The sequence below is a fragment of the Arthrobacter sp. YAF17 genome (genome assembly GCF_052113365.1).
Taxonomy (GTDB): Bacteria; Actinomycetota; Actinomycetes; order Actinomycetales; family Micrococcaceae; genus Arthrobacter.
In genome coordinates, this window is the sequence record NZ_JBFRDB010000008.1 from 1 (window position 1) to 25,598 (window position 25,598).

Here is a 25,598-nt window from a genome sequence, read left to right on the forward strand (position 1 = left end):
GCCTTATGGTGACCGCGCTCCGCGTGAGGGTGGCGGGGAGCGTCGCAGCTTTGGTGCCGGTGGCACGAGCGATCGTAAGCCGTACAGCGGTGGCGGCGATCGGGATCGTAAGCCTTATGGTGACGGCGCTCCGCGTGAGGGCGACCGTAAGCCGTACAGCGGTGGCGGCGACCGTGACCGCAAGCCCTACAGTGGTGGCGACAACCGTAAGCCTTTCGGCAGCCGTGATGACCGTCCGGCGCGCAGCTTTGACCGTGATGACCGTCCGGCTCGCGGCTTTGACCGCGGCGACTCCGGCCCCCGCCAGTTCGGCCGCGACAGGGCGGAAGACCGCCCGGTCCGCGTACCCAACGCCAGGGACCTGCGCAGCGCCAACCGTCCCGACCGCGAGCGTTCACCGCAGATCGACGACGACGTCACGGGCAAGGAACTGGACCGCGCCACGCAGCACCAGATCAAGACGCTCGAGGACAACAGCGCCGAATGGGTGGCCCGCCACCTCGTGATGGCCGGGCGCTTGATCGACGACGAACCCGAGCTCGCCTTCCAGCACGCCCTCGCGGCCAGCCGCCGCGGTGGCCGCCTCGCCGCCGTCCGCGAAGCCGTGGGCCTCACCGCCTACGCTGCCGGCCACTACGGTGAAGCCCTCCGCGAGTTCCGCACCTACCGGCGGATCAGCGGCTCCAACATGCACCTGCCCGTCATGGCAGACTGCGAACGCGGACTCGGCCGGCCCGACCGCGCCCTGGAGATGGCACGTTCCGAGGAAGCCAAGGACCTCGACGCCCCCGGCAAGGCGGAACTTGCAATCGTGGCCGCCGGCGCCCGCACCGATTTGGGCCAGCTGGATGCTGCTGTCTCCGAACTGGAAATCGTCCAGCTGGACATCAACCGGGCGTTCTCCTACAGCCCGCGCCTCTTCCGCGCCTACGCCGATGCCCTTGCCGCGGTAGGCCGCGACACGGAAGCCGAGAAATGGCAGCGCCAGGCCGTCGTTGCCGAGAACGCCCTCGGCCTCGACCTCTCCGAGGACCCCGACATCATCGACCTCGGCTGGGACGAGGAAGAGGAAGCCCGCGAGGAAGCACAGCAGCGCAGGCTCGTCGCCCAGCAGACTGCCCAGCGGTCCGCTGCGGCGGACCAGGAGCAGACGCCCCGTGCTGCCAGCGCCGAGGCTGTTGCCGGGCTCCCGGAAACGAATGACTCTGCCGCGAACGCCCAGGACGCAGGATCCGACGACGCCGAATCCGACTTCTGGGAGTCCGACGACGCCGAGTCCGATGAGGACTCCGTCGAACCTGACGCCCTGGACCGCTCCGAGGTCCTCGCCGGCGACGAGTCCGGTGAGACCAGCCACGACGAGTTCCAGGACGCCGACTCCCGCGACCAGCAACGCTCCGAGGGCTGACCGGACATGGCCGCACCGGAGCTGATCTCTGCCTTCGACGCACTCCTCGCTGATCTCGACGGCGTCGTCTATGCGGGCCCGCACGCCATACCCGGCGCCGTGGAATCCCTGAGCCGGCTCGCCGGGATCGGCGTCGGCCTCGGCTACGTCACGAACAACGCCTCCCGGACACCCGCGCAGGTGGCACAGCACCTGCGCGAGCTGGGCGCCCCGGCGGAGGACCACCAGGTGGTCAGCTCGTCGCAGGCCGCGGGCGAGCTGCTGGCGTCCCTGCTGCCGGCCGGTGCCCGCGTGCTGATCACCGGCGGGGCCTCCCTGGCGCAGGAGATCGAACTCGCCGGGCTGGTTCCGGTCCGCAGCGAGTCGGAGCGGCCCGTCGCCGTCGTGCAGGGCTTCCATCCGGACATCGGGTGGAAAGACCTGGCGGAAGCTGCCTATGTCGTCGCCGGCGGCGCCCTGTGGGTGGCCACCAACACGGACATGTCCATTCCCCAGGCCCGGGGGATTGCCCCCGGCAACGGGACCCTGGTTGCTGCCGTGACGGCTGCCACCGGGCAACGTCCACTGGTCGCCGGGAAGCCGGAAGCGCCGTTGTTCCACGCTGCCGCAAAACGCCTTGCTGCCGATCGGCCGCTCGTCGTCGGCGACCGTCTGGACACCGACATCCTCGGCGGCAACAACGCCGGCTTCGCCACGGTCGCCGTGCTGACCGGCGTCGACACAAGGGAGTCGATCCTGGCCGCCCGCACCCTGGAACGGCCCGACTATCTCATCAACGACCTCACGGACCTCTACCGCCCGTACCCGGTCTTGGAGTCCGACGGCGGGCAGCACCGGTGCGGCGCGGCCTCCGCCGTCGTCGACGGGCAGACGGTAAGGGTCACCGGCGATCCGGGCGACCTCGATGCCTGGCGGGCCGCGTGTTCAGCCTGGTGGACGGCCAACCGGGAGACCGCCGCCGCCCTGGCGCCGGTCCTCGAATGGCTGGATCACTAGACGGGTTTGATTACTAGACTGGGGACCATGACCGAGCCGAACCACGTCACCGAACCGGATCCCAAAAGGGGAGAAGCCCAGGTCACCCGGCCGGCGACTCCGGCCCGGCCGGCGACTCCGGCCCGGCCGGCCGCGCCGGCCCCGGCGGAGCCCGCCGAAGCCGCAGCAGACGCCGGCTCCCAGGATCCCGCCGTCGACGCCCTGCTGGACCGCCTCACCGAACTGCAGGACCTGCCGGTGGCCCAGCACGGGGAGGTCTATGCCGGACTGCATGATGACCTACTGGCCGCCCTGAACGAATCCGTCACCACCACTTCACCGGGAGACTCCGCGAATGAGCAGGCTTGACCAGGCCCTCGTGAGCCGCGGGCTGGCGAGGTCGCGCACGCACGCCGCCCGCCTCATCGCCGAAGGCAAAGTCACTACCAACGGGGAAGTGCTGGCCAAGGCATCCTTCCAGGTCGGCGACGACACGAGCCTCGACGTTGCCGCCTCCAACGAGGACAACTACGTCAGCCGCGCCGGGCACAAGCTGGCCGGTGCGCTGGACGCCTTTCCCGCCGTCAAGGTCGCCGGCAAGCGGTGCCTCGACGCCGGCGCCTCCACCGGCGGTTTCACCGACGTGCTGCTGCGCCGCGGCGCGGACCATGTCGTCGCCGTCGACGTCGGGCATGACCAGTTGGTCCCCGCGATCCGCAACGACCCCCGGGTTTCCGTCCACGAAGGCCTCAACGTCCGCTACATGGCCCCGGCAGAGATCGGCGGTCCCGTGGCGTTGACGGTGGCGGACCTGTCCTTCATCTCCCTCACCCTCGTGCTGGCACCCCTCGCGGCCAGCACAGAACCGGGCGGGGACCTGGTCCTGATGGTCAAGCCGCAGTTCGAGATCGGCAAGGACCGGCTGGGCCGCACCGGCGTCGTCACATCCGACCGGGAGCGCCGCCTCGCCGTGACCAAAGTGGCCGCGGCGGCCATGGATGCCGGGCTGGAACTGAAAGGACTGGCCAGCAGCCCGCTGCCCGGCCAGGACGGAAACGTCGAGTACTTCCTGTGGATAAGACGCGGGATTGGAACAGACCTGCCTAAGATCGAAGAGCGGGACGCAGCCGTTGCTGCGTTACTCGGATCAATCTGGCCCAAGAACTAGAAGCACCAGAAGGCGGAACCCGATGAGCAGGCGCGTCCTCATCCTTGCCCACACAGGCCGCGAGGAGTCCCTCAAAGCTGCCTGGGAAGCGTGCGCCCGGCTCCACGACGCCGGCATCGTTCCCGTGATGCTGAAAACAGAGCTCGGCGACATGGTCCGCTTCTTCGGACACCTCGACCAGCCCGTCGAGATTCTCCATGACCACGTGATGCTGCCCGACGTCGAACTCGTCATGGTGCTCGGCGGCGACGGCACCATCCTCCGCGCGGCAGAGCTGGTGCGCGAGGTCGACGTGCCGCTGCTCGGCGTCAACCTCGGCCATGTCGGCTTCCTGGCCGAGAGCGAGCGGGCGGACCTCGCCCAGACCGTCGAATGGATCGCGAGCCGCGAATACACGGTGGAAGAGCGGATGACCATCGACGTCCAGGTCTGGGTCCGCGGGCAAAAGATCTGGCACACCTGGGCCCTCAACGAGGCCGCGATCGAAAAGGGCAACCGGGAACGGATGCTCGAGGTGGTCACCGAAGTCGACGAACGCCCCCTCACCTCCTTCGGCTGCGACGGCGTTGTCCTCGCCACGCCCACCGGCTCCACCGCCTACGCCTTTTCGGCCGGCGGTCCGGTGGTGTGGCCCGAGGTCGAGGCGCTGCTGATCGTGCCGATCAGCGCCCACGCGCTCTTCGCCAAGCCGCTGGTGGTCTCGCCCCGGTCCCGGCTCGCGGTGGAAATCCTGAACCGCACGAATGCCCAGGGCGTGCTGTGGTGCGACGGCCGCCGCTCGGTGGACCTCCCGCCCGGAGCGCGTGTGGAAGTAACCCGCTCCGCCACGCCCGTGCGGCTCGCCCGCACACACCAGACGCCCTTCTCCGGCCGCCTGGTCCGCAAATTCGAGCTGCCCATCCAGGGCTGGCGCGGACCCATGCCGCAGGCCGCCACCATCCACACGGGGCCGGTGCCCGTCATCCGCACACCAAGGCCGATGCCCCCGCTTCCCACGCCGCCGCAGGCCGGGCCGCCGCCCGCAGGGCCAGGCGAGACCACCGATCCATCGACTGCGAAGTGACCCATGCTTGAAGAACTGAGAATCCGCGACCTGGGCGTCATTACCGACGCCACGCTGCCCCTCGGCCCCGGCCTGAGCGTCGTGACCGGTGAGACAGGTGCCGGCAAGACTATGGTGGTGACCGCCGTCGGGCTGCTGCTCGGGGCACGGTCCGACGCCGGCGCCGTCCGCAGCGGCGCTAAAAGCGCCTCCGCCGAGGCCACCGTGAAACTCGACGCCGGCCACCCCGCCGTGGCGCGCGCCCGTGAGGCCGGAGCAGACGTCGAGGAGTTCGACGGCGGCGCCGAACTGCTGCTCGCCCGCAGCGTCGGCGCGGACGGGCGCAGCCGCGCCTACCTGGGCGGACGCGCCGCGCCGGTGGGAGTGCTCGGCGAGATCGGCGAAACCCTCGTGGTGGTCCACGGCCAGTCCGAACAGATCCGGCTCAAGAGCCCTGTGGCGCAGCGCGGTGCCCTCGACAAATTCGCGGGGGAGACCCTCGCCGCAACCCTTGGCAGCTACCAGGAGCTCCACGCCCGCTGGAAGTCCAGCCAGGCCGAGCTCGATGAGCTTCGCAGCGCCGCCCGGGAGCGCCTCCGCGAGGCCGAATCCCTCGAGGTTGCCCTGGCAGAAATCGACGCCGTCGACCCGCAGCCGGGGGAGGACGAGTCGCTCAAGGCCGAGGCGGTCAAGCTCGCCAACGTCGAGGAACTCCGGATCGCGGCCAGCACCGCGCACCAGGCCCTCATCGCGGAGGACTTCGGCGAAGGCAGCGACGCCACGGCCCTGGTCGACGCCGCCAAACGCACCCTTGAGCACGTCGCCGAACACGACGAGGAGCTCGGCTCCGCGGCCGCCCGGCTGGCCGAGGTGGGCTTCCTGCTCAACGACATCGCCACCGAGCTCGCCAGCTACCAGGCCGCCCTGGACACTGAGGGCCCGGAACGGCTCGCCGAGATCGAGGACCGCCGCGCCGCCCTGGCGAAGCTGGTGCGCAAGTACGCTCCGAGCATCGACGAAGTGCTGGTGTGGGCTGAGGAGGCCCGGAGGAGGTTCCTGGAGCTGCAGGACGACTCCACCCGGATCGAGGCGCTGGACGCCGACGTCACCCGCACCGGGGCGGAGCTGGTCAAACAGGCCGCCGCCGTCAGCAAGCTGCGGAAGAAGGCGGCCAAGGACCTCTCCGCCCGCGTCAGCGCCGAGCTCAAGGCCCTGGCGATGGCGGACGCCACCCTGGTGATCAATGTCGAGTCCGGCGGCCCGCCCGGCCCGTTCGGCGCGGACGAGATTTCCTTCCTGCTCCAGCCGCACTCCGGCGCCCCCGCCCGCCCGCTGGGCAAGGGCGCCTCCGGCGGTGAACTGTCCCGCGTGATGCTCGCCATCGAGGTGGTGCTCGCCGCCGTCGACCCGGTCCCCACCTTCGTGTTCGACGAGGTCGACGCCGGCGTGGGCGGCCGCGCCGCCGTCGAAATCGGCCGCCGGCTGGCAATGCTCGCCCGGCACGTCCAGGTGCTCGTGGTGACGCACCTGCCGCAGGTGGCGGCATTCGCCGACCAGCACATCCGGGTCACCAAGACGTCCGTGCGCGGCGCCGACGGGGCCACGGCCACCGGCTTCACCTCCAGTGACGTCCAGCTTCTCGACGCCGCAGAGCGTGTCCGGGAGCTGGCCCGCATGCTGGCCGGCCAGGAAGACTCCGAATCCGCCCAGGCCCACGCCCAGGAACTGCTGGACGACGCCCGGCTCCTGCCGCAGGCATGACCGCCCCGGACTGAACACACCACCGGCGGCCGGACGCTGCCGGGATGACAATCACAGCGGCTTGCCGCGAACAGACCCCTTGAAGGACGAATTGATGATAGGCTCGAACTCCGTGGTGCAGCGATCAAATTCCCGTGTAAATTCCCGGTTTCCGGACTCGTCCAAGACGACCAAACACATCTTCGTCACCGGTGGTGTGGCGTCCTCGCTCGGTAAGGGACTGACGGCTTCGAGCCTCGGTCACCTCCTGCGGGCACGCGGCTTGTCTGTAACAATGCAAAAGCTCGATCCCTATCTGAATGTGGATCCGGGCACGATGAACCCCTTCCAGCACGGCGAAGTCTTCGTCACTGACGACGGCGCCGAAACGGACCTCGACATCGGCCACTACGAGCGCTTCCTCGATGAGAACCTCGAAGGCTCGGCCAACGTCACGACCGGCCAGGTCTACTCCACCGTGATCGCCAAGGAACGCCGCGGCGAATACCTCGGCGACACCGTCCAGGTCATCCCGCACATCACCGATGAGATCAAGCGGCGCATGCGGCTTCCCGCCGAGGGCAAGCACGCCCCCGACGTCATCATCACCGAGATCGGCGGCACCGTCGGCGACATCGAGTCGCAGCCGTTCCTCGAATCCGCCCGCCAGGTCCGCCAGGACGTCGGCCGCGGCAACGTGTTCTTCCTCCACGTCTCCCTCGTGCCGTATATCGGCCCGTCACAGGAACTGAAGACCAAGCCGACGCAGCACTCCGTTGCCGCGCTGCGTTCCATCGGCATCCAGCCCGAGGCGATCGTGATCCGTTCGGACCGCGAAGTGCCGCAGGCCATGCGCGACAAGATTGGCCGCATGTGCGACGTCGACATCGACGCGGTCATCGGCTGCCCGGATGCCCCGAGCATCTACGACATCCCGAAGACCCTGCATTCCCAGGGACTGGATTCCTACATCGTCCGTGCCCTGGACCTGCCGTTCAAGGACGTTGACTGGACCAGCTGGGACAGGCTCCTGGATGCGGTCCACAACCCCAAGCACGAGGTTGAGATCGCCCTGGTCGGCAAGTACATCGACCTGCCGGACGCCTACCTGTCCGTGACCGAGGCCCTGCGCGCCGGCGGCTTCGCCAATGACACCAAGGTCAAGATCCGCTGGGTCCCCTCGGACGAATGCGACACCCACGAAGGCGCCGTCAAGTCCCTGGACGGGGTCGACGCGATCTGTGTTCCCGGCGGCTTCGGCATCCGCGGACTCGAAGGAAAGCTCGGCGCGCTGAAGTACGCCCGCGAAAGCAGGCTTCCGGTCCTGGGTCTCTGCCTTGGCCTGCAGTGCATGGTGATCGAGTACGCCCGCAACGTGGTCGGCCTCGAAGGCGCCTCCTCCTCCGAATTCGAGCCGGACTCCAAGTACCCGGTCATCGCCACCATGGAAGAGCAGCTGGACTTCGTGGACGGCAAGGGCGACCTGGGCGGCACCATGCGCCTGGGACTCTACGAGGCCAAGCTGGACGAAGGGTCCGTGGTCGCAGAGACCTACGGCACCACGAAGGTCAGCGAACGGCACCGCCACCGCTACGAGGTCAACAACAAGTACCGCGACCAGATTGCAGCCCAGGGACTGGTGTTCTCCGGAACGTCGCCCGACGGCAAGCTCGTCGAGTACGTCGAACTTCCCCGCGAAGTCCACCCGTACTACGTGGCCACGCAGGCACACCCGGAACTCAGCTCACGCCCGACCCGGCCGCACGCGCTGTTCTCGGGACTGGTCAAGGCCGCACTGGAGCACCAGCACGGCGCGGGCGAGCCCGCTGCCGCCGCTGCCAAGCCGGCGGCCGCCAAGCCTTCCCCGGCAGTGTCGAAGTAACACCCAACTGAATCAAAGGACGGCGCGATGCCCGGTAACCCTGAGACCCCCAATGCTGCACGGCAGGTTTCGGACGAACCGAGCCCGCGCCGTCTTTTGTCTTCGCGGACGGTCTATGAAGGCCGGATCTGGGATGTGGTCAGTGACAGTTTCCAGCTCAACGACGACGGCGATCCGCTCGTCCGCGACTACATCGACCACCCCGGCGCGGTGGCAGTCCTGCCGATGAACGACGACGGCGAGGTGCTGCTGATCAAGCAGTACCGGCACCCTGTCGGCATGGACCTGTGGGAGATTCCGGCCGGGCTCCTCGATGTTGAAGGCGAGGATTTCGTCGTTGGCGCGGCACGCGAGCTGGCCGAGGAAGCCGACCTCGTCGCCGGGCAGTGGAACGTGCTGGCCGATTTCTTCAATTCCCCGGGGTCCTCCAGCGAAGCCATCCGCATCTACCTCGCCCGGGGCCTGAGCGACGTGCCCGGCCACGAACTCCACGTCCGCACCGACGAGGAAGCCGAAATCGAGTTGCACTGGATTCCGCTCGATGATGCCGTAGCAGCCGTGCTGGAGGGGCGCCTGCACAACCCGTCCGCCGTCGTCGGGATCCTCGCCGCCGCGGCCGCCCGGGACGGCAACTTCCGGGGCCTCCGTCCGGGCTACGCGCCGTGGCCCGCGCACCCCAGCCAGCGCTGATGGCGGAACCGCTGACTGTGGCGCCGCCGGCTGCTGCGCCCCTGCAGGTCAAAGCGTCTTCTGCGGCCGCCAAGGCGGCGCACGCCACCACCCGCACGCAGCCTCCGGCGCGGCCGCTGACAGCAATTGACTGCGCCATCACGGACTACCTGCAGCACATGGGGGTGGAACGCGGACTCGCGGCAAATACCCTCTCCGCGTACCGGCGGGACCTGGCCCGCTACGCCCGGCACTTGGCCCGGACCGGCCGCCAGCGCCCGGCCGAGATCAGCCGGCATGACGTCACCGGTTTCGTCCAGGCGCTCTCTGACGGGTCCGACGGCGGATCGGCACTGGGCATCCGGTCGGCGGCCCGGACGGTGGTGGCTGTCCGCGGACTCCACAAGTTCTGGGCCCTCGAAGGTGTCACTCCCACCGACCCCGCCAGCGACGTCCACCCGCCCATGCCCGGCAAACGCCTGCCCAAGGCCATCAGCGTCGACGAGGTGACGAGGATCCTGGAGGCGGCAGGAACGGATACGGCCACGGGGCTGCGCGACCGGGCACTGCTGGAGTTCCTGTATTCCACGGGCGCCCGCATCAGCGAGGCAGTGGGCCTCGACGTCGACGACATCTCCCTGCAGACGCCCGGAGCGGCGGAGGAGCCCGGCCCGGCAATCGTCCGGCTTTTCGGCAAGGGTTCCAAGGAACGGCTGGTGCCGCTCGGTTCGTTCGGCGCCCGTGCGCTCGACGCCTACCTCGTCCGCGGCCGGCCGCTGCTGGCGGCAAAGGGCAAGGGGACCCCGGCGCTGTTCCTTAACGCGCGCGGCGGACGGATCAGCCGGCAGAGCGCCTGGACGATCCTGAAGACGGCCGCCGAGAAAGCCAACATCACCAAGGACGTCTCGCCGCACACCCTGAGGCACTCCTTCGCCACGCACCTGCTCGAGGGCGGGGCGGACGTCCGGGTGGTGCAGGAACTGCTGGGCCATGCCTCCGTGACCACCACGCAGGTCTACACCCTGGTCACCGCGGACACCCTGCGGGAGATCTACGCCGCCGCGCATCCGAGGGCGCTGGGCTAAAGGCACCGTCCCGCCACTTGGCCTGTCGGAGCGCACGCTAACCTGTTCTGCCGGGTCACCGGCCGCTACGGGTCAGGGCTGGCGGGGTGCGACAACTATCTGGACCTCGTCTTCGTAGAGAACGGTTCCTGGATCGTCGGAGTGCAGCTTCTGGTATTCGACGTCGTGGCGCCGCAAGAGGTCCGTATAGAAGTCCAGATCCTCGAGAAGGTGATTCGCTGTGCTCTTGAACCAAGCCTGAGCTGTCGGGTTGATCTCGCGGTTGGATCAACGGTCGCCGGGTCCAGGTAGGCGGCATCGGCCCGATCGTTCGCGCGTCGCCAGCCGGCCCGGTCTTCGGCGCTGAGCCGCCGCTGCTGGCAAGACCGTTAGCGAGAGCGAAGATGCCCGGATAGGTACCCCGGCCGTTTGGGTGTGTTGCCTGGTACCGGATGTATTTGGCAGGTTCTTCGATTTCCACTGTCGACGGTTGCCGGATCATCTCACCATCCGGGCGGCGACGATGTCTGGAGCACCCGGGTCGGTCTGCTCCGCCCCATCGAATTCAAATCCGTTGCGACGATAGAACGCCACTGCCCGAGGATTATCCTTCGCAACCCACAGCATCGCGGGAGCATCACCCGCCGTGGCGTCAAGCAACGCCTGTCCCACCCCGGTGCCATGGTGGGCTGCCGCTACGTAAATGCTGAACACCTGACGATCGCGCGGGACGTGCTGGCCCTCAGCGCTGAAGCTGGGGCCGGTGAACGCGAAGCCGATGATCTGCCCGCTGCTCTCCGCGATTCTGATAGTCCTTTCCTCGCGTGGATTCCGGAGCATGTGAGTCCACATCTGGTGGCGGCCCTGGACGTGCTCGTCGGTGAAGAAGTCCTCCGGGAGCAAATGGGAGTAGGCCTCCCGCCAGGTGGCCACATGAAGTTCAGCGATCTGCGGTGCGTCGGAAAGCGCGGCCTCGCGCAGCGTGAATGGCATCACCACATCCTGCCAGACTCCTCGGCCCGCTAAGTTTTTCTTGTCCGCGTGTAAGAAAGTACTCTTCACGGGACACTTAGCCATTAGGAAGAAGTCATCCGATGTCCGGGGGAAACACCATGCTGGCCGCCAAAGAGCAAGCGTTCATTGACCTGCACACTCAGCATTCCGCGCGGGTCTACGGCTACATTGCCCGCCGCATCAATGACCGCCACCGCGCCGAGGAACTGGCGGCGGACGTCTTCAGAATTGCCTGGCAGAAGCAACTGTCGGAGCCGCCCGGCATTGGCTGGCTGCTGGCCACCGCCCGGAATGTGATCGGCAATGAATACAAGGGACGACGCCGCCGCCAGGAACTCACCGACCGGCTGAAGGAAGAGGCCCGCAGCCAGATCCCCGGAGCAGACACTGAAGAACAGGCGGCTGTGGCAGCAGTGCTGGTGCAGCTAAGGGAGCGGGACCGCGAGGTTCTAATGCTCAGCTACTGGGACGATCTGACCACCGCTGAACTGGCCCAGACGCTGGGATGTTCTCCTTCGGCTGCCGCGGTCCGCCTCCACCGTGCCCGCCGCGCTTTCGCGAAGGCCGCACCCTCTCACCTCATGACCGAACGGAAGGACTAGCCATGGACCGCATCGAACAGCTCATGAAGGATGCCAAGCCGCGGGTGGGAGCACCCGGCGCGGTACCGGGAAGCCAACCTGCCCGCTCGATTGTCTACTCCACCGATCCGAATGTTGTCAGCCTTGAAGGGCGCACCCCGGCGCGGCGCAGGCGCATGCGGACTGCGGCGGCGACCGTCCTTGCCGCTGCGGCTGTCGTGGCCGCCGTCGTCGTTGGCGGCAACCTGATGCCGCAGCCGGCCCCGGGACCGGCCCAGACGGGCAGCCCGACGCCTACTGTCTCCGCCAGCTCCACCCCGTCCCCAAGCCCGTCCCGCGCCGCCCCCACGGCGTCTCCCACGAAAGCGAGTCCTGCCGCTTTGAGTACCGGCGGTGTCGCATGCACTCTGGACAACGTCGACCAGCAGCGCAGTGACCAGGTGCGGGCGATCATCCCGATTGCACCCGCGGAACAGGGCTACTACACGGTGCTGGGTTGCGCCGGCGGATGGCTCGCCTACTCCATCTCGGACGACGGGGTCAGGGCACTAAAGCTCGACGGCGGCAACGCCTGGTTCAAGATCGCCAAACTGCAGAATGGCCGTTTCCTCTGCGATGTCCGGCAACCCTGGTCCAGCGTCTTTAACTGGGAGTTCCAGGCCACGAACAATGAAGGCCTCACGCCGCAGCAGGCCATGGACAAGCAATTCGCGCAGAACGGGATACCGGTCGAACTGCGTCCCCAGCTCGTGGGCGACGGGCCGGCAGCCGGATAGCCGCGGCACCCCGCGCCGGATATAGGGTTGAGCACATGACGTCCACGCCGGTCACCCTCTGCTTCCTGCTCGGTGAGTCGGAGCGCGGTACAGTCGTGCTGCTGGGCCTCAAACGGACCGGCTTCGGCACGGGCAAGATCGTGGGCATTGGCGGCCACGTGGAAGCGGGGGAGAGCGACGCCGAGGCCATCGTCCGGGAGGTCTGGGAGGAAGCCGGCGTCGTTGTCCGGCAGGAGGACCTGGCCCATGCCGGCGTCGTCGAGTTCATCTTTCCCTCCAGGACGGAGTGGAACATGTCGTGCAGGCTGTTCACCGCCAGATCCTGGGAAGGCGAACCCGCGGAAAGCGCGGAGATCACGCCCGAATGGTTCGCCGTCGACGAACTGCCGCTGCACCGCATGTGGCAGGACGCCGAGCACTGGCTGCCTCCCGCCCTGGCAGGTGAACGGATCGACGTCGTCGTGGTCCTCAACGAGGACAACGAAACGGTGGCTTCGGTCAGGTACCCCTCCGCACCACGGTGAGCCAGACGTACAAGGCGAAACATTCCGCGACTCGAAATCGTGTTGCGGTGAATGCGACAGCACGGGCAGTAGCCTGAGGTTCGAACTTCGCGCCGCAGCGGTCCACGCACTTCTTGTGGCTTAGCTGAACACGGCACACGGACGAGATGGGGACAGGGTATGGGCTCAAGCAATCACGGCATTCCGGACGGGGACCCTTACGACGAAGGGCCGTCGAACGACGCGGCACCCCGCCGGCGCTGGCCCTGGGCGGCTGCTGTCGTTGCCCTCGCCGTGGCGGCTGTCGCCGGTGGCGTTGCCGTGGCCGGCAACATGGTGTCCGCGGACCCGGCCCGCTCGACGACGGGAGTCGTGGCACCGACAGCGACGGGGGCGATGACGTCGACGCCGTCGGCCGCCGTTGCGACGTCTGTTGCCGTGCAACCATCGGCAACTTCGGCGCCCGCCACGTCCGACGCCGCCACACCGCCGCCCGCCCCCGGCGTCTGGCGGACTTTCAGCAGCGATGATGGAAAGGTCAGCTTCGACTACCCGGGTGCATGGAGTGTTTCCACTCCGGCCGGGGCTGCCGGTTCCGGGGAGGTGGACGTGGACGTTTCCGACGAAGCCGGCCTGGTGGTGGCCTCACTGCATCTGGGGCCGGCTGGTGGATTCGGCGGCGCCTGCCAGGGCGCGGTTCCCTACTCGGTGCTGGATTCGGTCGAAGTCGCCCTTCCGTACCAGCCGTCTAAGGGATCCGTCACGCCGAGGTTCGCCTTCCGGGCTCTCCAGGAATCGGACCGGGTCACAGCGTCCTACGGACTGACCAGCACGCCGGCAGGGCAGGGCGGCACGACATGCATGTTCTACAACATGGTCAATGGACCTGCCGAGACCCCGACCTACACCTTCGCCGACGCCTTCCAGGTCCGCGCCGGGGACCCGGAGGAAATCCCGGGCCGCAAGGGCGCCAAGGCGTTTCCCTCCATGGACGCCGCCCGGGCCTACATGGAGACCTCCGAGTATCTGAACGCCAAGCGCATGATTACTTCACTCAAGCTCAGCGCCGGCTGACGGTACACGAAACAACACAACACACAAAACGACGGCGGGCCGGCCACCTTTCCAGGTGACCGGCCCACCGTCGTTTGTGCTGCAGGAACCGAGGCTACGGCAGGTGCCGTTCCTCGACGCCGTTGTACTCGCTCAGCGGGCGGATCAGGGAGTTCGAGTCCAACTGCTCCATGATGTGCGCGGTCCAGCCGGTGATGCGGCTGGCGACGAACAGGGGAGTAAACGTCGGGGTGTCGAAGCCCATCAGGTGGTACGTGGGTCCGGCCGGGTAGTCGAGGTTCGGCTTGATGGCCTTCGCCTCGTCCATCGCCGTTTCCAGGCCGTTGTACAGCCCCAGCAGTTCCGGCCGGCCGTAGTGCGCGATCATTTTGTCCAGGGCGGCCTTCATCGTGGGCACGCGGGAGTCGCCGTGCTTGTAGACGCGGTGCCCGAAGCCCATGACCTTCTTCTTGTGCGCCAGGGCGTCCTCCATCCACGCCTTCGCGCGGGTGTGGGCCTCCTCCAGCGACTCCTCCGGCCGGATGCCGATCTCGTCGAAGGTGTGCATGACGGCCTCGTTCGCGCCGCCGTGCAGCGGGCCCTTGAGCGCCCCGATCGCCCCGGTCACGGCCGAATGCAGGTCCGACAGGGTCGAGGTGATCACGCGGGCCGTGAAGGTGGAGGCGTTGAAGGAGTGCTCGGCATACAGAATCATCGAGACGTTGAAGGCCTCAACGACTTCCTGAACGGGTTCCTCGCCGAAGGCCATCCAAAGGAAGTTCGCGGAGTAGCCCAGGTCGTCGCGGGGAGCCACGACATCCTGGCCGTGCCTGCGGCGCTGGTCGTAGGCCACGATCGCCGGCATGGCCGCGAAGAGGTCCACCGCTTTGGCCATGTTGGCCTCCCGCGAGGAATCCTCCGCGAGCGGGTGCCGGGCGCCCATGACGGAGGCCGCCGTGCGGCAAACGTCCATCGGGTGCGAGGTGGTGGGCAATGCGTCCACCACCTGCTTCACCACCGGATCGATCGCACGCCCTGCGCGTTCCCGCGCCGTGAACTCCGCCAGCTGCTCCGGGGTGGGCAGTTCGCCGTTCCAGAGCAGGTAGGCGACTTCCTCGAAGCTGCAGTTGGCGGCCAGTTCCTGCACGGGGTATCCGCGGTATAGCAGCGAATTGGTGTCCGGGTTCACCTTGGAGACCGCGGTGTAATCCACCACGACGCCGGCGAGGCCCTTTTTGATCTCTTGTTCAGCCATGCTGAAACTCCTTTGTTCCTGTCGCCTGTGTTGGACCGGCCGGAGCCGGAAGCCCGATGCGGGGTTTACTGTCCCGGGATCTGGAAATTGAAAACCCCGGTATCGAAGCTGTTGTAGGCCTCGTAGTCCACGAGGTCATACAAACGCGCCCGGGTCAGCATGTTCCCGACCTGGGCTTCCTGGGTACCGTCAGCCCTAATCGATTCCAGCGTACGCTCCGCAGCGCCCATGGCACTACGGAGCAGCGTCACCGGGTAGATGATCATGTTGACGCCGACGCCGGCGAGCTGCTCCACCGTGAACAGCGCGCTCTGGCCGAACTCGGTCATGTTGGCCAGGATCGGCACGTCGACGGCGTCCCGGATGGCCTGGAACTCGCTGAGGTCCTTCATGGCCTCCGGGAAGATGGCGTCGGCACCGGCCTCCACGAGCGCTTTGGCGCGGTCCTGCGTGGCCGTCAGCCCGTCCGTGGCACGGATGTCGGTCCGCGCCATGATCAGGAAGTTCGGGTCGCGCCGGGCATCGGCCGCCGCCCGGATGCGCTTGGTGGCGGTGTCCAGGTCCACGACGTTCTTGCCGTCGAGGTGGCCGCAGCGCTTCGGGTTGAACTGGTCCTCGATGTGCAGGCCGGCCAGGCCGGCGTTCTCGAGTTCCTGGACCGACCGGGCCACGTTCATCGGCTCGCCGAATCCGGTGTCGGCGTCGACGATTGCCGGCAGGTCCGTCATCCGCGCGATCTGCCCGGCGCGGGTGGCCACCTCGGTGAGCGTGGTCAGCCCGATGTCCGGCAGGCCCAGGTCGTTGGCCAGGACGGCGCCGGAAATGTAGACCCCGGCGAAGCCCTTCTCCTCGATCAGCCGGGCCGAGAGCGGGTTGAACGCGCCCGGGAACTGCTGGATCGTCCCGGACGCCAGGAGCTCGCGGAAACGGATCCGCTTCTGCTCCGGCGTGACCTTCGAGTACAGCATTTAGAAGAGTCCCTTCGGGGCTGCGGCCAGGTCGATCACGCCGTCGGCGGCCTTGATGTTGAGCTGGTCCAGCTCGCCGGCGGCCAGTTCGGGCAGGCGGGCGGCGGCGGCCAGGAAGCGTTCGATTTCCTCTTCGGCGACCAGTCCTGCGGCGAGGGTGCGGAACTTGTTCACGTACTGTTCCCGTGCGAAGGGCCGGGCGCCCAGCGGGTGGGCGTCGGCGACGGCGATCTCGTCGGTGATGACCGTGCCGTCCGTGAGCGTGATGACAACCGTGCCGCCGAAGGCCTTCTCCGCGATGTCCAGCGAGTGGTAGCGGCGGGTCCATTCCGGGTCCTCGACGGTGGTGACCTTGTGCCAGAGGTCCACGGTGTCCGGGCGCGCGGCGCGCTCCGGGGCGTAGGAATCCACGTGGTGCCAGGCGCCGTCCTGCAGGGCGACCGTGAAGATGTACGGGATGGAGTGGTCCAGCGTTTCTCGGCTGGCCGTGGGGCTGTACTTCTGCGGGTCGTTGGCGCCGGAGCCGATCACGTAGTGCGTGTGGTGGCTGGTCTTGATCAGCACGGACGCCACGTTGGCCGGGTCGGTGACCTCGGGGTGCTCGCCGTGGAGCTTGCGGGCCAGGTCGATCCACGCCTGCGCCTGGTATTCGGCCGAGTGCTCCTTGGTGTACGTGTCCATGATGGCGCGCTTTGCCTCGCCCGGCGTCGGCAGCGGCACCATGTAGGAGGCGTCCGGGCCGTCCAGCATCCAGGCGATGACGCCGTCCTCGCCCTCGTAGATCGGCACGGGGGAGGTCTGGCCGCGCATGGCCCGATCCGCGGACTCGACGGCCATCTTGCCGGCGAACGCGGGGGCGTGCGCCTTCCAGGTGGAGATCTCGCCCTTGCGGGACTGCCGCGTGGCGGTGGTGGTGTGCAGGGCCTGGCCGACGGACTGGAAGATCGTCTCGACGTCGAGCCCCAGCAGGGTGCCGATGCCGGCGGCGGCGGCGGGGCCGAGGTGCGCGACGTGGTCGATCTTGTGCTTGTGCAGGCAGATGGCCTTGACCAGGTTGACCTGGATCTCGTAGCCGGTGGCGATGCCGCGGATCAGGTCCTGGCCGCTGGAACCGATGTGCTGGGCGACCGCGAGGATCGGCGGGATGTTGTCACCCGGGTGGGAGTAGTCCGCAGCGAGGAAGGTGTCATGGTAATCGAGTTCACGGACGGCGACGCCGTTGGCCCACGCCGCCCATTCGGGGGAGACGCGTTCTTCGATGCCGAAGACCTTGGAGCCCTTGCCGCCGGTGGTGGGGCCGTGGGTGAGCGCCTGGGCGCGGGCCGCGACGATCGGCGCGCGGTTCAGGGAGGCGATGGCCACCGAGGCGTTGTCGATGACGCGGTTGATCACCATGTCGGTGACCTCGTCGGAGACGGCGACGGGATCTGCGGCGACGGTCGCGATCTTGAACGCGAGCTGGTCCTCGCGGGGCAGGTTTTCCTCGCTCTTGTAAACGCGGACGTGGTGTTCCTTGACCATGATGCTCCTTAGTTAGTGAGGTACGTGGGTGGCTTTGACGTGGGAAAGACTGCGGTGCAGGTGAAGCGTGGTGGCGGCCTCGGCCAGGCGGGGATTGCCGGCGGCGATCGCCTCGGCGATGGCGGCGTGCTCGGCGGCGGCGGCGGTGAGCCGTTCGGCGTCGTCGGCCGCCAGTCGGCGGACCCGGACCAGGTGGACGCGCAGGCTGCGCATTGCCTGGGCAAGGTAGGAGTTCTGAATCGCGGCGTCGATGGCCGTGTCCAGCCGGCCGACCAGCCCGTAGTAGGCGTGCCGGGCCGGGTCCTCGCCGTTGATCAGCGCCGGGGCGTCGCGGAGTTCGTCGCGGAGCTGTTCAAAGGTGGCGGCGTCACCGCGTTCGGCGGCCAGCGCCGCGGCCTTGCCCTCGAGAGTTTCGCGCAGTTCGAACAGTTCGTCGATGTCCTCCAGCGAAATGCCGGTGACGACGACGCCGCGGCCGCCCGCCGTCGTCGTCAGGCCTTCCGCGCTGAGCCGGCTGAGGGCCTCCCGCAGGGGTGTGCGGGAGATGCCAAGCCGCTCGGATTGCTCCACTTCGGCGAGGACCGTCCCGGGCAGGAGGCGCCATTCAATGATGTCCTCACGCAGGTCCGCATAGGCCTTGTCGCTCGCACGCATCCCGACTCCTTCGTTGACTGACGGATCCAGTGTATACACGGAAGTTCAATTTGCCCAGCATTCCGCCATTCAGCGGTCCAAGGGCGACCCTTGTGTATACATAAGTCTTGTGTAGCGTGCCCGGGCGGGGCTACCATGAGCTCCATCACAACGTCGTGGACGGGACTCATTTTTATGGTTACGAAGAACTACCGGGACAGCTACTCGCGCAGCCTGGAGACGCCCGAAGCATTCTGGCTGGAGGCGGCAGAAAAGATCTCGTGGTCCGCCCCGCCGCAGCGTGCCCTCGATCCCGGCAGGGCGCCGCTGTACGACTGGTTCCCCGACGGGATCCTGAATACCTCCTATAACGCGCTGGACCGTCACGTCGCGGAAGGACGGGGCGGACAGGACGCCCTGATCTACGACTCCGCGATGCTCGGCACGCAGCGGCGGTACAGCTATGCGGAGCTGACGGACCTCGTCGCCCGGTTCGCCGGGGTCCTGCGCAGCCAGGGCGTCGGCAAGGGCGACCGTGTCGTGATCTACATGCCGATGATCCCGGAAGCGGCGATCGCCATGCTCGCCACGGCCCGGCTCGGCGCTGTCCACTCGGTCGTTTTCGGCGGCTTCGCGCCCAAGGAACTTGCCGCCCGCATCCGGGACGCGGCCCCCGCCGCCGTCGTCACGGCCTCCGGCGGCATTGAACCCTCGCGCCGGATCGAATACCTCCCCGCCGTCGAGGAGGCTCTCGGTCTGGCCGGAACGCCGGACGTTCCGGTCCTGGTCAAGGCCAGGGAAGGTTTCGCCTCCTCGGTGGCCGGCCACGCAGGCTGGCTGGACTGGGACGCAGAGATGGCCGCCGCCGCGCCGGCCGCCCCGGTGGATGTCAAGGCCACGGACCCGCTCTACATTCTCTACACCTCGGGAACCACCGGCGCGCCCAAGGGCGTCGTGCGGGACAACGGCGGCCACGCTGTCGCGCTGAGCTGGACTCTGGAGAACATCTACGACATCGGACCCGGTGACGTCATGTGGACCGCGTCCGACGTCGGCTGGGTCGTGGGGCACTCCTACATTGTCTATGGGCCTTTGCTGGCGGGCGCCACGACCGTCCTCTACGAAGGCAAGCCCGTGGGCACGCCCGACGCCGGGGCATTCTGGCGGGTCATCCAGGACCACGAGGTCAACGTGCTGTTCACCGCGCCCACCGCCCTTCGCGCCATCCGGAAGACCGACCCTGAGGCGAAGCTGCTCGAAAAGTACGACGTCTCCAGCCTGCGTACCCTGTTTGCCGCGGGCGAACGCCTGGACACCGACACCTTCCACTGGGCGTCGCGGATCCTGGGCGTCCCGGTGGTGGACCACTGGTGGCAGACCGAGACAGGCTGGGCCATCTGCGCCAACCCGCGCGGCCTCGACGGGCTGCCGATCAAGGCAGGCTCGCCCAGCGTGCCGATGCCCGGGTTCAAGCTGAACATCGTCGACGGGGCGGGCACGGACGTCGAGGCCGGGACCGAGGGCAACATCGTGCTGGCGCTCCCGCTGCCGCCCGGCACGCTGACGACGCTCTGGGGCAACGATGAGCGCTACATCTCCTCCTACCTGCAGGCCTTCGACGGCTACTACGCCACCGGCGATTCCGGCTACCGGGACGAGGACGGCTACCTCTTTGTGATGGGCCGCACCGACGACATCATCAACGTTGCAGGCCACCGGCTGTCCACCGGCGCCATGGAGCAGGTGATCGGCCAGCACCCGGCCGTCGCCGAATGCGCCGTGATCGGCCTCGCGGATCCGTTGAAGGGCCAGCGCCCCAGCGGCTACGTGGTGCTGAAGTCAGGGGTGGATGTGCCCGAGGAGATCCTGGTGAAGGACCTGGTCGCCCTGGTCCGCCGCGACATCGGCGCCGTCGCGGACTTCAAGCACGTCACCGTGGTCGAGGCCCTGCCGAAGACCCGGTCCGGCAAGATCCTGCGCAAGACCATGCGCCAGATCGCCGACGGCGAGGATTACGTGGTGCCCTCGACGATCGAGGACGCCGGCGTGATTGACCAGCTGATCGGGACCCTGCGGCCTGCCGCCACGGGGGAGTAGCTGCGGAGTAGCGGTGTTACCTGTCACGCTGAGCAGGCTTTTGGATGCCCCGCCGGCTCCGACGGCATGATTCCGCTGCCGGGACATCAACCGTGCGTAGGCGCCGAACGGCATCTCCGGGGATATAAGCTGCATGCCATGATGACCAACCAGCGCCTCAAGCCACTGCTCGAGCAGTACGACTGGGCGACGGAACGACTTATCACTCGCCTCGCCGGGCCCACCAGCAACTCGGGTGATGACAGCGACGTCGACGTACCGGTACTGACGGACGCCGAGTACCTCTGGGAACCGGTCGACCGGTGCTGGTCGGTACGGAGGCGCGCCGATGGGCCCGGGCCCGGCGCCATCAAGCTCATCGGCGCGGGTGAGTGGGGGCGAGACGGCGCCCCCGAAAGTCCGTGGCCTCCGCCCTTCACAACGATCGCCTGGCGGCTTGACCACATCTCCGAGACGCTGCTGGGCCGATCCAACCACCTCGGGGGCGACCGAACGTTCGATCGAGCGACGTACGAGTCACGACCAGATGCAGCCGGCGCTATCGAGAGGTTCCGTCAGGCCGCAGCCGACTGGCGCCGGGTACTACTCAGTGTCGATGAGTCCGACTATGACCGGACCGGGCTAAGCAGCTACCCGTACGGCAGCGATCCAGAGGAGACGTTTCCGCCGATCGTGTGGTGGGAGAACCAGGAGATCCTGCACCACGGAGCCGAGATCGCGCTGCTCCGCGACCTCTACGTTCACCGCGCTCAGTAGCGACGAGCGCGCACCGCGGGCGGCTCAGCTGCCGGAGTCTCTGCGAAGCCGGCAATTCCATGAATGTGTCCCGCGCCATAGAGAATTTAACGTCATCTCGTGCACGAGATGATCAAGAGGTTAGGCCCGCATCGGCGCAAATGTGCCCGCCAAGGGATCTATTAACCATCAGGGCCGCCCGGGTGTACTCGCTGCACCGCCTCGGGCATGGAAGCAAACGAACAACGGGTGGCGGACGCGGGGTGGGAGTTGGGTGTGGCCGCGGGCCGAGCTGAGTAGCTGTCTCAATCGTCAGCCCTTGGTCGCGCCCTCCTTCACGTGCGCCTCAAGGACGTCACGGACGCTTGTCCAAACTTGCGGCCCGTAGCGGTCGTTGTTCACGTGATGCAGCTGAGCCTCGCCACTGAACATACTGACGAAGTACTGCATACCCTGCCAGGCAGGGAAGGTCGCCTCCTCGTCCTTTGATACGCGACGCCCAATCCGGGCCATGCCGGACAGCATTCCCGTGGTGCCGGCCCACTGGGTGGTGAACGCAGCGCCGGTGAGCTCGGTCATGATCCGCGCGATGCCTCGGGCTGTTACGCGGTCCCCGGCCACCTCGACGACGCGGGGTGCGGCGTCGTCCAGTGCCACAAGCGCGACGGTGCGGGCGACGTCGTCCTTCGTGGTGAAGTCCAGCAGCTGGTCCGGCGAGGACCAGTAGAGGATCTTGTGCCGCCTGAAAAGGATCATCGGAGCCTGTCCGGTCAGCATGTCCGCGAAGGCGCCGTTGAGCACGGACGTGGCGTGGAGCGGCGTGGCATCGAGGTCGGCAGCGAACTCCCTGCGCAGTTCGAAGTTGCGGTTGCTGCCCGGGGTGACACGGCGATAATCAGCCGAGTAGTCGGACGGGATGAAGCGTTTCACACCGGCTCCAACGGCCGCAGCTAACAGAGCCCGCTGGGCGTCGAGGATCACGGAGCGCGCGCCGCTGACTGCGGACACGACGATTTCAGCGCCGGAGAGGGCGTCGACGAGGCCGCCGTGGTCCGTATAGGCGGCCTCGCGAATCTCCACCCGGTCACGCTCCCCGTACATCGCTTGGGCGGTTGCGCCGCCCGGGCGGGTCAGAACACGAACGACGGCTTCGGGGTCGGCGGCGAGCAGCTCGCGGACGATCCGGTGGCCGAGGTCACCGGTGGCTCCGGCGACGAGGACGGTGGTCATGATGAGGTGCTCTTCTCTGTATAAGTGGTGTCGCGGGAATCCCAATAACGATCCCACGACGGGACATATGAACTGCAGAGCGTCCGGTTGTCTAAGATCGGCATAGTAAAATCTACGGTCTTGGGGGAGATATGAAACTGATTTTTAGGCGGATTCCGTCCCCGGCGGACGATGAATGACGCGGCGTGAAGGCTGGGGCGCGGCGCTTGTTGGTGCGGCCGGTTTCACCTTCTGGTGGGCAACGGTTATTTGGGCCGCGTCCGCCTCGGACGCCGCTGGCCGGCAAGTCGTTTTCTTTTATCGAGGTGTTTCCGGCTCCGAGATTACTGGATGGATTCAGCTGGTAAGTCTGCTTGGAGGCGCTGTGGGCTCGTTTCTGCTTGCCTCCTCGCTGATAGGCCGAATCCGCCAGCGGTGGCTGCGGCGAAGCCTGGGGTGGTCAGCCTGCGCCGCCTCCATCCTGGCGGCGCCCTATCTGGCAGTGGTCGTTCTTGTCGCCTATCTAGGCGCTGCCGGTATCGGCGACGATGTCGAACTGACGGCTCCTACTGGCCAGTCCGTACTCGTGACCCAGGATGGGTTCGATGGCGATGTCGTAACGGTCTACACCAGGTACGACGAGTTTCACTACGTCATGCACCGGAGCGCCGACGAGTTGGCTGGTTTCCCGCGAGTCAAGGACCGGGACTGCCACCTTGTCGCCTTGGACGGCAGCCTCCGGCTCACGTGCGGCGAAGACTCCGTCACCATCAACGCCCAGCTAGATGCTTCACACATCAGCGTCGCTCCTGAATGATCGATTTCTTGGTCCCCGGATCCCAAGATCCAACCCGCGGAGGACCCACACGGGCAGCTATCGAAGCGATCCGCAGCTGCATCGGCTCCCGTGTTCCGATTCCGCTCCGGTCACGATTTTGCGGGCATAACCGTTGTCATGGCCCACAACCCCGCCAGGATGAACCCCACAACCACCCGTCCTATGATCCAGCCGAAGGTCCGCCAAAAGCTGTTGCCTCTGCCGTCTGTCACATTGCCACAATTCATACTTCCCTGACGCTGCTTGGTGCCTAAGCGTAGAGCGTCCTGGCGATTCTCGATGATTATTGTTGTGCCGCCACCAGGCGTCCCGCTAGCGAGGGGCGCCTAGAAACGGCATTTACTGCCGGCCCGGTGGGGAACCCTGATCGGGCGCTCCGCAGACGGCCGCATCGTCGGCCCGGATGAGGATGGCAAGCAGCCGCAGCCATCAGCGGGTGTGCGGTTTCCTCAACGACCCCACTAACCAGTGCAGCAAGGTATGGGATCTAGGAGAGATGAACCCCGGCGGCACAGGAATTGGGGGCGACAGGACGCCCAGGCTTGGCTAGTTGACTCCGCGGGGATCGCCCCCTTCGTTGTAACCAACAGGTTCCGTTATGGGAACCCTTACCGGGGACACCCGGACTTTTCGGATCCGCTTGAGGTTCTGGAAGGGCCAACTAGACTCGCTAGAACAACGAGGTTTGGGGAACCGATATGAGTACGCCAATAGTGCCGGCTACGACGTCGAAAAATCGACTGAACCGGCTGTCCATCGCGGCCATCATCTTCGCCTTAATCGCCGCCTCCGGCGTCTGGATCTTTGGCACCGCAGTTGTCGCTGTCTTTGCGGTGGGGTCCGGACACATGGCCCTCAGCCAGATTGGGTTGAAGGGAGAACGCGGCCGCGGTTTTGCCGTTGCTGCCCTTGCCATCGGTTACGGCATCGCCACGTTCGCGTTGATCAATACATTGATGTTCATTCCCGGCGCGCTCCAGTAGCTCGTTGGCTAGCGTCGATCCCGACCGGCTCCAGTCTCCACCGCTGATTCGCCTATGTCCGACAGCACGCTGAAAAGTACCCATTCCAAAACTGGACCATCATGCTCAAGCAAGCGGGACGGTCTAGGATCTTCAGCGAGGGTTACCAGGCAGTCTCCGACTGGCGTGCAGGCCACGAGGAATTCTGGCATGGCCAGCGTTTCGTGCCGTGATGCGTGATCCACCTTGACTGTTTCGGACTCGACGGAAGCTGTTTTAGTGCGTTTCGGTGTGCTCGTCCAGCGCTAAGCTGCCAGCAAAGTCCGGCTTCACCAGTGAACTGTGACGGATCCCTAACCGGGCGGGGCTGCCGAGTGATCTACGGTTCGCCGGTAATGTTCTAGGGTCGAGGGGCGGGACCGTACTTCAACGCTGCAGGGGGACTCATGGAGAAGACACCGACAGAACGCTATGGCACGCGGCTTGCCGGGTGGCTGGGAATCTTCGTTTCGACGACGATTGCTGGCCCGGCATTTTTCCGCCTCTCGGAGCGGGGCTTCAGCTGGCCTGACGTTCTGCTCCTGGCGGCTGGGGCATTCCTGTTCGTGTTCTGGGCTGTCCGGCTTGTCCGGCTTGAACGCTGGCTCCGGGCGGACGCTCGTCACAGCAGCCGGTGACGCTGCTTCAGCCGATGGAAAGTTTCATTGGCCATCGCTGGAGCGGCTCTCCTTGAGGACCCTGACCGGTCTTGCCTCAAAGGTGCCGCAGGTATCTTTCAGGTGATTCCAGGAATGATCGCCAGTTGGAAACCAGATCGAGGTCGGACCACCTTTGCTGCCGAAGTCCCCACGGGCCGACTTCGAGAATCTGCGCGCCCGGAAGCGCTGCAAGAACCGGGGAGTGCGTGGACATGATGACTTGCGAGGAGCCTTCGGCGAGGAGATCTTTCAAGACCGCGAGGAGGCTGAGGCATCCCGCGAAGGACAACGCCGATTCCGGCTCATCGAGGACCCATAATCCGCGTCCCCGGAAGCGATCCACCGCCAGTTCCAAGAACGATTCGCCGTGTGACATGTCGTGGAATGAAATGTCCGGACCCGAGGTGCTCGGGTTCTTCTCGAGGTAGGTGAAGAAGCCGTGCATGGTTTCGGCGCGCAGGAAGTAGCCGCGTCTTGAGCCACCGGCGTTGCGGACAAGCTGCAGGTGATCGGCAAGTATGGACTCCGTGGATCTAGTGCTGTGGCGGGCTCCTGTAGATCCGCCTTCAGCAGACAAGCCATAGGCAAGCGCGATGGCTTCCACGAGAGTGGATTTTCCCGACCCATTTTCCCCGACGAAGATAGTCGCCGGGGTCAGATCGAGCCCGTGATCTAGAACCTGGGCGACAGGCGCCAAGACAGCCGGCCACCGACCGCGGTCGAGGAGATGGGCCGGGTCTTCGCCCACACGTCTGATCGGATAGTTATGCGGAGGCATGCCCCATTCTTGCAGGCAACTCTCGCTGT

At 66.8% G+C, this 25,598-nt stretch carries 24 protein-coding genes and 1 pseudogene; 18 read left to right on the plus strand and 7 right to left on the minus strand.

Translation table 11 applies throughout. From position 1 onward, the window contains the following. From AB4Y67_RS08190 to xerD, 9 genes are all read left to right on the plus strand, one after another. Positions 1 to 1,408, plus strand: a 1,408-nt coding sequence (locus tag AB4Y67_RS08190) for a hypothetical protein (protein WP_441405290.1), incomplete at its 5' end; no start/stop codon positions are given. A 6-nt stretch (positions 1,409 to 1,414) separates the two neighbouring features. Then, positions 1,415 to 2,404 (plus strand): HAD-IIA family hydrolase, encoded by a 990-nt coding sequence (locus tag AB4Y67_RS08195; protein ID WP_441405291.1) that lies wholly within the window; start codon positions 1,415 to 1,417, stop codon positions 2,402 to 2,404. Between the two features lie 27 nt (positions 2,405 to 2,431). Then, positions 2,432 to 2,752 carry a hypothetical protein gene (locus AB4Y67_RS08200; protein ID WP_441405292.1) on the plus strand — a complete coding sequence of 107 codons (321 nt, stop codon included), beginning with the start codon at positions 2,432 to 2,434 and terminating at the stop codon, positions 2,750 to 2,752. Beyond that, on the plus strand, positions 2,739 to 3,551 hold the full coding sequence (locus AB4Y67_RS08205; protein ID WP_441405293.1) for a TlyA family RNA methyltransferase: 813 nt from the start codon (positions 2,739 to 2,741) through the stop codon (positions 3,549 to 3,551). The genes AB4Y67_RS08200 and AB4Y67_RS08205 overlap by 14 nt, the downstream gene beginning before the upstream one ends. A 22-nt stretch (positions 3,552 to 3,573) precedes the next feature. Continuing rightward, the gene (locus tag AB4Y67_RS08210; RefSeq protein ID WP_441405294.1) at positions 3,574 to 4,614 is read left to right on the plus strand and encodes an NAD kinase; all 1,041 of its coding nucleotides are present in this window, start codon (positions 3,574 to 3,576) and stop codon (positions 4,612 to 4,614) included. A 3-nt stretch (positions 4,615 to 4,617) separates the two neighbouring features. Next, positions 4,618 to 6,354 (plus strand): DNA repair protein RecN, encoded by a 1,737-nt coding sequence (gene recN, locus AB4Y67_RS08215; protein WP_441405295.1) that lies wholly within the window; start codon positions 4,618 to 4,620, stop codon positions 6,352 to 6,354. A gap of 94 nt (positions 6,355 to 6,448) precedes the next feature. Continuing rightward, positions 6,449 to 8,215 (plus strand): CTP synthase, encoded by a 1,767-nt coding sequence (locus AB4Y67_RS08220; protein WP_441405296.1) that lies wholly within the window; start codon positions 6,449 to 6,451, stop codon positions 8,213 to 8,215. 27 nt (positions 8,216 to 8,242) lie between these two features. After that, the gene (locus tag AB4Y67_RS08225) at positions 8,243 to 8,905 is read left to right on the plus strand and encodes an NUDIX domain-containing protein (RefSeq protein WP_441405297.1); all 663 of its coding nucleotides are present in this window, start codon (positions 8,243 to 8,245) and stop codon (positions 8,903 to 8,905) included. Further along, positions 8,905 to 9,969 carry a site-specific tyrosine recombinase XerD gene (gene xerD, locus AB4Y67_RS08230; protein WP_441405298.1) on the plus strand — a complete coding sequence of 355 codons (1,065 nt, stop codon included), beginning with the start codon at positions 8,905 to 8,907 and terminating at the stop codon, positions 9,967 to 9,969. Before AB4Y67_RS08225 ends, xerD begins: the two co-directional genes overlap by 1 nt. Positions 9,970 to 10,446: 477 nt before the next feature. Here the strand turns inward: xerD and AB4Y67_RS08235 are convergent, their stop codons facing one another. Continuing rightward, positions 10,447 to 10,941 (minus strand): GNAT family N-acetyltransferase, encoded by a 495-nt coding sequence (locus tag AB4Y67_RS08235; RefSeq protein WP_441405299.1) that lies wholly within the window; start codon positions 10,939 to 10,941, stop codon positions 10,447 to 10,449. 101 nt (positions 10,942 to 11,042) lie between these two features. Between AB4Y67_RS08235 and AB4Y67_RS08240 the strand changes: the two genes are divergently transcribed. The 4 genes from AB4Y67_RS08240 to AB4Y67_RS08255 all read left to right on the plus strand — a co-directional run bounded on the left by AB4Y67_RS08240 (position 11,043) and on the right by AB4Y67_RS08255 (position 13,896). Next, on the plus strand, positions 11,043 to 11,564 hold the full coding sequence (locus AB4Y67_RS08240; RefSeq protein WP_441405300.1) for an RNA polymerase sigma factor: 522 nt from the start codon (positions 11,043 to 11,045) through the stop codon (positions 11,562 to 11,564). Positions 11,565 to 11,566: 2 nt separating this feature from the next. After that, complete coding sequence (locus AB4Y67_RS08245) at positions 11,567 to 12,319, plus strand: hypothetical protein (protein WP_441405301.1); 753 nt, start codon at positions 11,567 to 11,569, stop codon at positions 12,317 to 12,319. A 35-nt stretch (positions 12,320 to 12,354) separates the two neighbouring features. Further along, positions 12,355 to 12,843: an 8-oxo-dGTP diphosphatase gene (locus AB4Y67_RS08250; RefSeq protein ID WP_441405302.1), complete on the plus strand. Its 489-nt coding sequence runs from the start codon at positions 12,355 to 12,357 to the stop codon at positions 12,841 to 12,843. Positions 12,844 to 13,002: 159 nt separating this feature from the next. Continuing rightward, positions 13,003 to 13,896 (plus strand): hypothetical protein, encoded by an 894-nt coding sequence (locus AB4Y67_RS08255; RefSeq protein WP_441405303.1) that lies wholly within the window; start codon positions 13,003 to 13,005, stop codon positions 13,894 to 13,896. Positions 13,897 to 13,990: 94 nt separating this feature from the next. Here AB4Y67_RS08255 and AB4Y67_RS08260 read toward each other — a convergent pair whose 3' ends face one another. From AB4Y67_RS08260 to AB4Y67_RS08275, 4 genes and pseudogenes are all read right to left on the minus strand, one after another. Then, positions 13,991 to 15,130, minus strand: coding sequence for a bifunctional 2-methylcitrate synthase/citrate synthase (locus tag AB4Y67_RS08260; RefSeq protein WP_441405304.1), 1,140 nt, complete (start codon positions 15,128 to 15,130; stop codon positions 13,991 to 13,993). A gap of 65 nt (positions 15,131 to 15,195) precedes the next feature. Then, positions 15,196 to 16,098 carry a methylisocitrate lyase gene (gene prpB, locus AB4Y67_RS08265; RefSeq protein ID WP_441405305.1) on the minus strand — a complete coding sequence of 301 codons (903 nt, stop codon included), beginning with the start codon at positions 16,096 to 16,098 and terminating at the stop codon, positions 15,196 to 15,198. After that, entirely contained in the window at positions 16,099 to 17,619 is a 1,521-nt protein-coding gene (locus AB4Y67_RS08270) for an MmgE/PrpD family protein (RefSeq protein ID WP_441405306.1), read from the minus strand. It abuts the gene before it with no gap. Next, positions 17,615 to 18,273, minus strand: a pseudogene (locus tag AB4Y67_RS08275) (GntR family transcriptional regulator); the annotation flags it as partial. The pseudogene AB4Y67_RS08275 and the gene AB4Y67_RS08270, both read right to left, overlap by 5 nt. Before the next feature lie 174 nt (positions 18,274 to 18,447). On the opposite strand from AB4Y67_RS08275, the gene AB4Y67_RS08280 reads away from it, so the two are divergent. Continuing rightward, positions 18,448 to 20,349: an AMP-binding protein gene (locus AB4Y67_RS08280; protein ID WP_441405387.1), complete on the plus strand. Its 1,902-nt coding sequence runs from the start codon at positions 18,448 to 18,450 to the stop codon at positions 20,347 to 20,349. Positions 20,350 to 20,487: 138 nt separating this feature from the next. Further along, positions 20,488 to 21,105 carry a DinB family protein gene (locus AB4Y67_RS08285; RefSeq protein ID WP_441405307.1) on the plus strand — a complete coding sequence of 206 codons (618 nt, stop codon included), beginning with the start codon at positions 20,488 to 20,490 and terminating at the stop codon, positions 21,103 to 21,105. A gap of 291 nt (positions 21,106 to 21,396) precedes the next feature. Here AB4Y67_RS08285 and AB4Y67_RS08290 read toward each other — a convergent pair whose 3' ends face one another. Beyond that, positions 21,397 to 22,314, minus strand: a complete 918-nt coding sequence (locus AB4Y67_RS08290) for an NmrA family NAD(P)-binding protein (protein WP_441405308.1) — start codon at positions 22,312 to 22,314, stop codon at positions 21,397 to 21,399. A 175-nt stretch (positions 22,315 to 22,489) separates the two neighbouring features. Between AB4Y67_RS08290 and AB4Y67_RS08295 the strand changes: the two genes are divergently transcribed. The 3 genes from AB4Y67_RS08295 to AB4Y67_RS08305 all read left to right on the plus strand — a co-directional run bounded on the left by AB4Y67_RS08295 (position 22,490) and on the right by AB4Y67_RS08305 (position 24,770). After that, complete coding sequence (locus AB4Y67_RS08295; RefSeq protein WP_441405309.1) at positions 22,490 to 23,110, plus strand: hypothetical protein; 621 nt, start codon at positions 22,490 to 22,492, stop codon at positions 23,108 to 23,110. 719 nt (positions 23,111 to 23,829) lie between these two features. Continuing rightward, positions 23,830 to 24,114, plus strand: a complete 285-nt coding sequence (locus tag AB4Y67_RS08300; protein WP_441405310.1) for a DUF4190 domain-containing protein — start codon at positions 23,830 to 23,832, stop codon at positions 24,112 to 24,114. Between the two features lie 425 nt (positions 24,115 to 24,539). After that, a complete protein-coding gene (locus tag AB4Y67_RS08305) occupies positions 24,540 to 24,770 on the plus strand; it encodes a hypothetical protein (protein WP_441405311.1) in 231 nt (76 codons plus the stop codon). 76 nt (positions 24,771 to 24,846) lie between these two features. Here AB4Y67_RS08305 and AB4Y67_RS08310 read toward each other — a convergent pair whose 3' ends face one another. Further along, positions 24,847 to 25,569: an AAA family ATPase gene (locus AB4Y67_RS08310; protein ID WP_441405312.1), complete on the minus strand. Its 723-nt coding sequence runs from the start codon at positions 25,567 to 25,569 to the stop codon at positions 24,847 to 24,849. Positions 25,570 to 25,598 lie beyond the last annotated feature (29 nt).